This window comes from Nocardioides litoris (assembly GCF_006346315.1).
GTDB lineage: Bacteria > Actinomycetota > Actinomycetes > Propionibacteriales > Nocardioidaceae > Nocardioides > Nocardioides litoris.
Genome location: NZ_VDMR01000016.1, coordinates 1 through 2,663 on the forward strand (window position 1 = coordinate 1; position 2,663 = coordinate 2,663).

The 2,663-nt window shown below is 66.8% G+C and carries 2 protein-coding genes; both read right to left on the minus strand.

All coding sequences use genetic code 11. The features are described from left to right. The coding region (locus tag FJQ57_RS22065; RefSeq protein ID WP_139984536.1) for an ABC transporter permease at nt 1-1,154 on the minus strand (1,154 nt) is incomplete at its 3' end. Next, the coding region (locus FJQ57_RS22070; RefSeq protein ID WP_211349333.1) for a sugar ABC transporter ATP-binding protein at nt 1,151-2,663 on the minus strand (1,513 nt) is incomplete at its 5' end. The genes FJQ57_RS22070 and FJQ57_RS22065, both read right to left, overlap by 4 nt.

The following is a 2,663-nucleotide window of genomic DNA, read 5'->3' on the forward strand; positions in this document are numbered from 1 at the left end:
CGCTTCCGAGACGCCACGAACTGCTGGAGCAGGACGGCGGCGACGATGACAGCGCCCTTGAGCAGGTCCTGCTCAGAGGGCGGACGGTTGTTCAGGACGAACACGTTGGTCAAGGTGGTGAAGATCAACACACCCATCACGGTCCCGGTGATCGTGCCCCGACCACCCGCGAGCAGGGTCCCACCGATCACGACCGCAGCGATCGCGTCCAGCTCCCACAGCTCACCGTGCGAGCTGGTGCCGACGGTGGTCCGGGCGATCATCATCGTCGCCGCCAGACCCGCACACACACCGGTCAGCACGTACAGCAGCAGCGTGTGACGACGCACGTTGATCCCCGCCAACCGCGCAGCCTCGGGGTTGCCCCCCACCGCGAAGGTCCGACGACCGAACGTGGTCCGGTTCAACACCACCCAGCCCACGACCGCGACCACCACGAACACCCAGATCACCATGTCGATCCCCAACGGCTTGGCGCCGAAGAAGTCGAACAGGCCCCGCAGCTCCGAGGCGGACTGGTTCCGGTTGTCACTGATCAGCTCAGCCAGACCACGCGCCGCGACCAGCATCGCCAACGTCGCGATGAACGCCACGACCTTGCCGTAGGCGATCAACACCCCGTTCACCAGCCCCGCGACACCACCGACCAACAACGCCACCAACACCAAGAACGCCCAATGGGTGTCAGCCGCGATCTCCTTGTTCGCCACCGTGGTCGCCCACACCGACGACAACGCCACCAACGCCCCCACCGAGAGGTCGATGCCACCACCGGTGATCACGAACGTCATCCCGATCGCCACCACCCCGATCGCAGCAGAGGCACGCAGGATCGTCAGGAAGTTGTCACCCGAGAGGAACCGGTCACCCGCCGTCACCGTGCCCACCACCGCGACCACCACCAGCACCGCGACCAGACCCAGGATCCGGAAGAACCCCGCCTCCCCCAACCGCGCCGCCAGGTTGTCCTCACCCTTGCCCGAGTGGTGCGGGTCGGTGGTCTGCGAGGACGGGGTGTGCCCGGTCTTCGGCAGCGCCTCGACCGGGTCGACCGGGTCGGCCGACCCAGCCTGCGCACCAGCCGGTGCCTCGGCGTGCTTGCCCAGCGAGGGGCGCTCGCCGGCGCGGCTCGTCGGGATCGTGGAGTCGCTCATGCGGGGGTTCCTTCCATCACCAGGTCCAAGACCCGGGACTCATCAAGATGGGCAGCGGCGGCTTCATGCACGACACGTCCTTCACGGACCACCAGCACCCGGTCCGCCAGGCCGAGCACCTCCTCGACCTCGCTGGACACGACCACCACAGCCACACCCGAATCAGCCAGGCTGCGGACCAGCTTGTAGATCTCCGACCGGGCACCCACGTCCACACCACGCGTCGGCTCATCGAGCAACAACACCCGACACCCCCGCAGCAGCCACCGCGCGAGCACCACCTTCTGCTGGTTCCCACCCGACATCGTCCGCACATGACGCGCGATGTCACGCGGACGCACGTCCAGGGCATCGACCAGCTCACGCGCCTTGGCCCGCTCCCGACCACGCTGGATGAACCCGACCCGCTGGAACCGGCTCATCGACGACACACTGATGTTGGCGTAGACCGCCTGGTCCAGCAGCAGACCCTGGGACTTCCGCTCCTCCGGCGCCAGACCGATCCCGGCCCTCACCGCAGCCTCCACCGCACCACGCCGCAGACGCTTCCCGTCCACACTCACCGTGCCCGACGACGCCCGACGAGCACCGTAGATCGTCTCCAAGATCTCCGTACGACCCGACCCGACCAGACCGGCCAGACCCACGATCTCCCCACCACGCACCGTCAGGTCGACCCCCGAGAACACCCCGTCCAACCCCAGGTCACGCACCTCCAGCACCGCGTCCTGACCCGCCGCCGGCGGCGCCACGTCAGCCTCACGCTGGGGGAAGACGTACTCGATCGCCCGACCCGTCATCAGCTTGATCAGCTCCGCAGTGGCCGTGGTCTTCGCCGGCAGACCCGTCGCAACGGTGATCCCGTCCTTCAACACCGTGATCCGATCCCCGATCTCGCGGATCTCCTCCAACCGGTGAGTGATGTAGACCACCGCCACACCCTGCGCCGTCAGACCCCGGACCACCCGGAACAAGTTCTCCACCTCACCGTGGTCCAGCACCGCCGACGGCTCGTCCAAGATCAACAGATCCACCTCGTGCGAGAGCGCACGCGCCATCGAGACCACCTGCTGACCAGCCGGGGACAGCTCCCCCACCAACCGCGACGGCTTGATCTCGCTGTGACCCAACCGGGCCAAGATCTCCGCAGCCCGCTTGTTCGTCGCACCCCGACGAGAAAACCCACCCGCCGACATCTCATGACCCAAGAAGATGTTCTCCGCCACCGACAACCCATCCACCAGGTCCAGCTCCTGGTAGATCGTCGCGATCCCCGCATTGATCGCCGCCTGCGGATGACCGAACCTCGCCACCTCGCCCTTCCACGAGATCGACCCCTCATCCGGCACGTACGACGCCGAGAGGATCTTGATCATCGTCGACTTCCCCGCACCGTTCTGACCCAACAAGCAGTGCACCTCACCCCGACGCACATCCAGGTCCACCCCACCCAACGCACGCACCCCCGAGAACTCCTTCACGATCCCCGTCATCTGCAACAAGGCATCG